Source organism: Streptomyces sp. NPDC057543 (genome assembly GCF_042801895.1).
Lineage (GTDB): Bacteria > Actinomycetota > Actinomycetes > Streptomycetales > Streptomycetaceae > Streptomyces.
On the sequence record NZ_JBHVFF010000372.1, the window covers coordinates 1 to 6941 of the forward strand.

Annotated in this window: 3 protein-coding genes and 6 pseudogenes; 6 read left to right on the forward strand and 3 right to left on the reverse strand. The window is 67.1% G+C overall.

From position 1 onward, the window contains the following. Nucleotides 1-246 precede the first annotated feature (246 nt). Nucleotides 247-1613, reverse strand: a pseudogene (locus ACFU8Q_RS37280) (IS1380 family transposase). Between the two features lie 123 nt (nt 1614-1736). On the opposite strand from ACFU8Q_RS37280, the gene ACFU8Q_RS37285 reads away from it, so the two are divergent. Further along, nucleotides 1737-2162 (forward strand): hypothetical protein, encoded by a 426-nt coding sequence (locus tag ACFU8Q_RS37285; RefSeq protein ID WP_384463327.1) that lies wholly within the window; start codon nt 1737-1739, stop codon nt 2160-2162. A gap of 186 nt (nt 2163-2348) precedes the next feature. Here ACFU8Q_RS37285 and ACFU8Q_RS37290 read toward each other — a convergent pair. Next, nucleotides 2349-3570 (reverse strand): annotated as a pseudogene (locus tag ACFU8Q_RS37290) (phosphatidylserine/phosphatidylglycerophosphate/cardiolipin synthase family protein). 154 nt (nt 3571-3724) lie between these two features. On the opposite strand from ACFU8Q_RS37290, the pseudogene ACFU8Q_RS37295 reads away from it, so the two are divergent. From ACFU8Q_RS37295 to ACFU8Q_RS37310, 4 genes and pseudogenes are all read left to right on the forward strand, one after another. Beyond that, nucleotides 3725-3944: pseudogene (locus ACFU8Q_RS37295) on the forward strand (DUF6411 family protein). A 152-nt stretch (nt 3945-4096) separates the two neighbouring features. Then, nucleotides 4097-4984: a SigB/SigF/SigG family RNA polymerase sigma factor gene (locus ACFU8Q_RS37300; RefSeq protein WP_384463330.1), complete on the forward strand. Its 888-nt coding sequence runs from the start codon at nt 4097-4099 to the stop codon at nt 4982-4984. 85 nt (nt 4985-5069) lie between these two features. Next, a complete protein-coding gene (locus ACFU8Q_RS37305; RefSeq protein ID WP_384463333.1) occupies nt 5070-5318 on the forward strand; it encodes a DUF5133 domain-containing protein in 249 nt (82 codons plus the stop codon). A gap of 363 nt (nt 5319-5681) precedes the next feature. Continuing rightward, nucleotides 5682-5843: pseudogene (locus ACFU8Q_RS37310) on the forward strand (IS3 family transposase); the annotation flags it as partial. Between the two features lie 34 nt (nt 5844-5877). On the opposite strand, the pseudogene istA reads toward ACFU8Q_RS37310, so the two are convergent. Further along, nucleotides 5878-6724: pseudogene (istA, locus tag ACFU8Q_RS37315) on the reverse strand (IS21 family transposase); the annotation flags it as partial. A 41-nt stretch (nt 6725-6765) separates the two neighbouring features. Here istA and ACFU8Q_RS37320 point away from each other — a divergent pair. Continuing rightward, nucleotides 6766-6941: pseudogene (locus ACFU8Q_RS37320) on the forward strand (gas vesicle protein K); the annotation flags it as partial.

Sequence of the window (6941 nt, forward strand, 5' to 3'; positions counted from 1 at the left end):
AGCCGTGTGCGGGAGAACCGCATGCACGGTTCGATGTGGCGGGGGCTGGAAACGGAGCGTACGTACTACGCCACCGCGCCAGCCCCCGACCCTACGTGACGGCCCGCTGGCTGCTTTGCCGGGCCGTTTCGGTCGTTCGGGCTGGTGGTGGGGATGTTGATGGCCCGGCTGTCGCGTCGGGTGGGCGCCGGGTTCCACGGCTCCGGTGGGGTGCATCAGGTTCGTTGCGACGGGTGAGTCTGTTGGTCAGCCGGGGTTCGGGAGAGATTCTAGTCGCTCGATCGCGCCGGTGATGACGTCGGTCCAGGGCCAGTGGTGTGCGAATCTCAGGTGCCAGCGGCGGGCGGTCGTGACGAGCTGGGCGGCGGCGGAGAAGAGGCGGAGCCTCAGACGGCGGGGCTCCCACCTGCGGATTTCGCCGGTCAGGGCGAGCATGGGCATCCAGGTCAGCAGGTCCAGGGCGATCTCCAGCCAGATCTGGTTCTGTGCCGTCTTGTGCAGGGGCAGGTTGCGCAGGCCGGTGGCGCGGGCGTTTCGGATGCGGTCCTCGGCCCGTGCGCGTTGACGGTGTCGCAGTTCGAGTGCGGCGATCGGGACGTTGGTGGTGTTGGTGGCGAACGCGGTGAGCCGCAGCCCGTCGGCATCGGTGAACCGCAACTGCGCTCCGGGGTGAGGGCGTTCTTTGCGGACGATCAGCCGCATGCCCTTCGTCCAGCCCTTGAGGACATCGCCGTCGAGTCCGGCGACCCAGGCGCCGTCCCGCGTTTCACCTTCCGGTTCAACGGCCGCCGTCCAGGCGGCGGGCGGAACCTGGAGGACGGCTTGGTGGATCTGCTCGGTGATCGTCATGCCGACCGAGTACGACAGCCACCTGCCTCGTTGGGCGAGCCAGGCGACGAACTCATGTGTGCCGCCGCCGGAGTCGGTACGGATCAGCGTCCGGCGTCCGCGCCGGTAGTTCCTCGGCAGCTGGGCCAGGGCGAGTCGGGCCGTGGTGATGTGATCCGCGGCGGTGTTGCTGCCTGCGTTGCCCGGCCTGAGCAGGCCGGCCACCGGCTCCCCGCTGCCACCGCTTCCGTGATCGACGAAGGCCATCAGCGGATGGTGTCCGAAGGTCTTCTTCCAGGTCGCGGTGGCATGTTGCTTCTCGGAATGGGCCAGCACCAGCACCCCGTCAGGTCCACGATCACCTGACCTGTGGCGTCCGGGACCGCGTCCTTGGCCAGATCCCAGACGTGCTCGCGCGCTTCGGCCCGCGCGGCCCTTATCGCGGAGAGGGCCTTCGGTCCGGCGGCGGCGAAGGTGTCGATGAGACGGGAGACCGTCGGGTCGGAGGCCACCGGCCCGAACACGGCCGGCTCGGCCCGCAGCATGGCGACATCCGCGAGGCAGTCCCCACCCAGCGCGACCGCGAGGGCAATGTCCAGCAGGACCTTGCCTGGATCGTGCACCGCTCGAGGACGACGCCAAGGTCTCAGCGCCGCCGTTGTCGCCTGGTCCAGCCCGGCTTTGCGAGCGGTCTCGACCAAGAGCACAGCACCGGCCTGAGACACCACCGCCCGGCCGCCGCCCTGGATGTGGACGTGGGGATAGGACCCGATACGCTTCTTCACCTGGGAAGTGCCTCCGACGCGGCAGGAACAAGGACCTCGATAATCCTCATTCTTGCTGGTCAGAGGCGCTTTCGCTTACCTGACCTCCCGTCGGACAGTCAGCATCATGAAAGCGCGAAACTAATGTTTAACCTCGTCTTCGCAGCTCTCGTCCTGGCCATCCTGGCAGGGTTGCTGATGCTGCGTCGCGGCGTTAGACGACGATGGCGCATGCAGCCTATTGCGCTCGTCGGTGCCGCCTTGACCGCCGGCAGCTTCTCGGTCGCGGTGTGGGGGGTCGGCGCCTTCGCAGGAGGGGTGGACGTTCGGGAAACCTGCGAGCTCAACCATCACACCAACTACGACCAGGCATGGCGTGACCGCACGGGAGCGGACGGCACGTCCCTCTTCCCGTTGGCCAACGCATGCAACGAGCACATCAGTCTCGTGCCCGCATGGGTGAACCCTACGATCGTCGTTCTCGCTGTCCTCACCGTCAGCGCTCTTGCCCTTGCTCTGTTTCGGATCGCTTATGCGATTGTCCACAGGAAGAAGCTGGTCTCCGCGTGAACGGATCAGCGCCCGGCGTCCGCGCGCGCTTCTTCACCTGGGAAGTGCCTCCGACGGCGGCAGGAGCAAGGACCTCGATAATGCTCATTCTTGCTGGTCAGGGGCACTTTTGCTTACCTGACCACCCGTCGGACAGATAGCTTCATGAAAGCGCGAGGCTAAGGCTCGCGTTGCACCGGGCGCCGGTCACAGGAAGCGGCGGATGGGCAGGACGGCGACTTCCCGGGCCCGCTGGGCGACAGAGCGTCTCTTCCACCGGCCCGCCCGGATCGGTTCACTGGCCGCTACGTCCGCCGCGAAGTGCTCATCCAGCGTTGCGGTGAACTCCTGGTCCAGGACGGCGAGCATGACCTCTTCGTCGTGGTCCATGGAACGGCGGATGAAGTTCGTCGAGCCGATCAATGCGGCGACGCGGTCGACGGTGATGACCTTGGCGTGCATCATCGTCAGCTGGTACTGGTAGATCTTCACCTCGCAGGCGGTGAGGTCTTCGTAGTAGTGCTGGCCGGCCAGCTGGCAGACCCGCTTGTCGGTGTGCGGGCTGGGCAGCAGGATCTCCACCTCGACCCCGCGCCGCGCGGCGGCGCAGAGCAGTTCGATGAAGTACGCGTCCGGTGAGAAGTAGGTGGTGGACACGCGGAAGCGCTCCTCGGCGGACTCGAGTATCACGCGGATCAGTGTCTGCATGTCCTGCCAGCCGAAGCTGGCAGAGCCGCGCACCACCTGAACGATTACGTCGCCCTGCAGGCGGTGCTCGATGAACCGGTCGCGGTCGTCGAAGAGCTAGTCATGGCACTCGGCCCAGTTCTGCGCGAACGCCGCGGCGATGCCGTCCACCGCGGGCCCGCGGACCTCGACGTGCGTGTCACGCCACTCGTTCTCGTTACGCGCATCACCACACCACTCCTCGGCGATGCCCCCCGCCCGTGAACGCGGTCTCCTCGTCGACGACGAGGACCTTGCGATGGCAGCGGTGGTTCTGCTTGAGCGGTGAGAGATACAGCGGCTTGCGGAACCACGCCACCTGCACCCCGGCCCACTCCATCGCATCAAGCCGCTCGGTTTCGATCAGCCGGCTGCCAAACCCGTCCAGCAGCAGCCGCACCCGTACCCCGGCTCGGGCCCGCTCCGCGAGGGCCTGGGCGAACCGGCGCGCGATGTCGTCCTTCCAGTACACGAATGTCGTCATGTCCACCGTGTGCTCGGCACGCCGGATCCCGGACAGCATCGCGGCGAAGATCTCATCCCCATTCCGCAAGGGGATGAGCACGTTGCCCTCGGTCGCCGCGATCCCCATCAGCCGCTCAAGGCGCCGCCGTATCCGCGCGCTACGGTCCTCGACGGACGGTGCACCGGGCGCTTTTGCGACTTGCGGGGTCGACTCGGGCGGTTCTTGCGTACTGGTCATGGCGCCACCTGGCCGGAACACCACGAGGAATCGTCAGGCAGCGGTGCCCGGTCTGGCGCGGGCTGAGCAGCGAGCCGACTGTACGCCCTGGCCAGTGGTGGGCCGCGCTCATGCTCCTGCGGGGGCGGGGTACCTCGACCCACGGAGCCCCTTCATGATGGTTGTCGGCATTGTCGCTGTCTCTATCGTTCTAGCTGTTCTCGCCCATTCCCCGCTTGTCCCGGCACTCCGAACGCGGCACCCAGCGCACCTTGGGAGCCGGCTCACGCGCCGGCGGCAAAGCCCCGGGCATCCTGGGCCGGCTCTTCAGCAAGCCCTTCCGCAGCAGTTCCAAGGCCGCGGGCCGCAGCGCCCGAGGCCGCATGCCTTTCTGAGGCCAAGCGCTGGAGCAGGACCCGGCAAGCGAACCGCCACCGGGCCTCGGCCGCCCTGTTTCGTGTTCCTGACAGGCGACAGGCGCATGCGCACGCCGTGTCGGGGAAGGAGCCGGTTTCAAGACAAGTGCACCACCAGGGGAGGGGCGGACATGGCAGCTACTTCGGCGCCGATCACCGACACCGTGCGGATCGAGGGAGTAGCCGTGCCGGCAGCGGGCGCTGCCGCCTCCGGTGAGCTGCCCTGGATCGAGGAAGCGGGCAAAGTGGCGCCCAAGGACGCCCGGGCCCTGTCGAAGCTGTTCTTCGACCAGCTCCAGGTCCTGGAGGAGGGCACGCACGAGTACCAGTACGCGCGCAACACCCTCATCGAGATGAACCTCTCCCTGGTCCGCTTCGCCGCGCGCCGGTTCCGCAACCGCAGCAGCGGCGATATGGAGGACATTCTCCAGGTCGGCACCATCGGCCTGATCAAGGCGATCGACCGGTTCGACCTCTCGCGCGAAGTTGAGTTCACCACCTTCGCCGTTCCCTACGTCATCGGCAAGATCAAACGTTTCTTCCGCGACACCACGTGGGCCGTCCACGTCCCCCGCCGCCTGCAAGAGCTGCGCGTCGACCTCGCCCAGGCCAAGGAACACCTCGCCACCCGCCTGGACCGCGAACCCACCGTCAACGAACTCGCCGGGGATCTGGATCTCAGCGAAGACGAGATCATCGAAGGCATCGTCGCCTCCAACGGCTACACCGCCGGTCCCCTGGACATGCCCAGCGACGGTGACAGCGCGTCTGGCACCACGCGCTCCTACGCCGACGTGCTCGGAGCTGCAGACCCCGCCATGGAGTTGATGGAGGACCTGCACACCCTGGCCCCGCTCCTTCACCAGCTCGACGACTGGGACCGCCGCATCATCGAGATGCGCTTCGGGCAGGAGATGACCCAGTCCCAGATCGGCGCCGAACTGGGCCTCTCACAGATGCATGTCTCACGGCTCCTGTCCCGCGCGCTCGCCCGGCTCCGCACCGGCATGTTCGCCTGAAGCTCCGTCGGGCCGACCCGTGACGTGGCCTTGCCCCGGACACGACGCAGGCCCCATTCACTCTCCAATTGGATTTTCTGTGCTGATGGCCCACCCCGCGATACTGTGGAACCTTCTCGAGGAGTACGAGACACTCCTTGCCCGGGAGACCGAGAGCGGTACTGCCCAGATCCGACGCGAGCTAGACGACGTCACCTACACCCTCTGCGTCTCCACCGGCACCCTCACCATCGCAGCGGCTCTGACCGCGGCGCAAGAGCAACTAGCCACCGCCCTCGCCGACCCGCCGACCACAGGGGGCACAGCGGCGGGCAACGTACAGCCCACCGCCTGACGGCCCTTTGCGGCCCAGGCGACGATCCGCCGAGCCTTCGCCCGCTTCTCGCCGGCGCCGGAGCTGTTTCGTCGTGCGGGTCACGCGCGCTCGGGCAAGCGGCGTAGCCAGTCCCGGGTGCCTGTTCACGTCAGGCCCGAACCGGCCGTAGCGATTCGCATAGGTCCAAAAACAGCAGGGGCAGCTCTGGCCGGTTCGCGTCGGTGAGCTTCCCGCGGCGATCCTAACGCCACGGCTCCTGGTCAACCAGCGGAAGCAGGACACGGCCCAGGTCAACACACCGACGCCACACCATGCCGTGGTCCAAGGTCACGGTCGATCCTCTCTACGGGAAGTGGAAGGCATGGAGCCGAGGACCAACCCGACGACCGCCAGGCGTACATCGACGGCTTCTACAACCCCCGCCGCATCCAGAAACGGCTGGGCTACCTCAGCCCGATCGAGTTCGAGGAGAAGCACTACGCCGACCAGGCAGCGACCGAACGGGTGAACCTGAAACCACGTCAACCCGCTCTGACCAGCTAGTCAGCCACTCTCGAGCTGCGGGGGAACCTCAGTGTCGGACCTTGATGGCGGGCACCGAGTAGAGGTTGGCGTCGAAAGCGACCAAGCAGTCTTTGCAGACGTGCCGCAGAAACCGGTCGGCCACGATGTAGGGGCGGGCCGGCGGCGGCCGCAGCGCGGCGTGATCCCGCGCGGCTCGCACGCCGATCACTTCGCCGTGGGTGCGGTGGGTGCGGGCCCGGCGCTGGGGGGCCCAGGCCATGAACGCCCCGTCCAGGTCATCCAGTCCGGAGAAGGCCCGGCCGGCCAGCACGTGATCACGGACAATGGTCAACTGGGCGTTCGACCCGGCCCTTGCCGGTGGGCCGATAGGCGGCCAGCACGTCGATGTCGAAGTCGTAGTGCCCGGCGAAGGCGACGGCCTCCGGATGCAAAGGGACCGCCTCGCCGGGTGCGACATGGCGGCGGACCACGGTCTTGGTCCGGTCGTAGACGATCACGCCGGGCACCCCGCCGTAATGCGCGAACGCCCGCCGGTGGCACTCCCAGAACGCCGCAAGGTTCTGGCTGGTGGTGAAACAGCAGAACGGATCCCGAGAATAAGACAGGACCATGTGGAAGGAGTAGACCTTCGGGATCCCGACATGGGCCAGGATGCCGCCCGCGTCACTCCAGTCGACCTGGGCCTGAGCGCCAGGCACCACCTCGAAGCGACGGTGGAGGCGGGCCAGCTCTCGCGGGGTGTATCCGAGCTCCTCCGCGATCCTGGGGCGGGCCTGCTGCACATACATCTTGACGCGCTGGTAATGGTGCGGGAAGCCGTACTGACCCACGAGACGCTCATGGACCACCGCGGCTTTCAGCAATAGCTCGGCCCGCAGCCGGGCATCGATCGCAGGTGCCCATGGCTTGATCACCTGGTTGCCCAGATCCGACCGCGGTGCCGGAGCCGGCCCACCGGATCACCACGGACCCGGACACAGTGGAACGGGACCTGATCAAGCTTGTCCTCACCCTCGTCGAACTGCTGCGACAGCTCATGGAACGCCAAGCCCTTCAGCGGGTCGACGCAGGAGATCTCACCGAGGAACAGGAGGAGCGTCTGGGAGCAACTCTGAT

Excerpts from the sequence above, each read along its gene's own strand:
- ACFU8Q_RS37305 (WP_384463333.1), top strand. The coding sequence starts at position 5,070 with ATGGCCCACCCCGCGATACTGTGGAACCTTCTCGAGGAGTACGAGACA.
- ACFU8Q_RS37300 (WP_384463330.1), top strand. The coding sequence starts at position 4,097 with ATGGCAGCTACTTCGGCGCCGATCACCGACACCGTGCGGATCGAGGGA.
- ACFU8Q_RS37285 (WP_384463327.1), top strand. The coding sequence starts at position 1,737 with ATGTTTAACCTCGTCTTCGCAGCTCTCGTCCTGGCCATCCTGGCAGGG.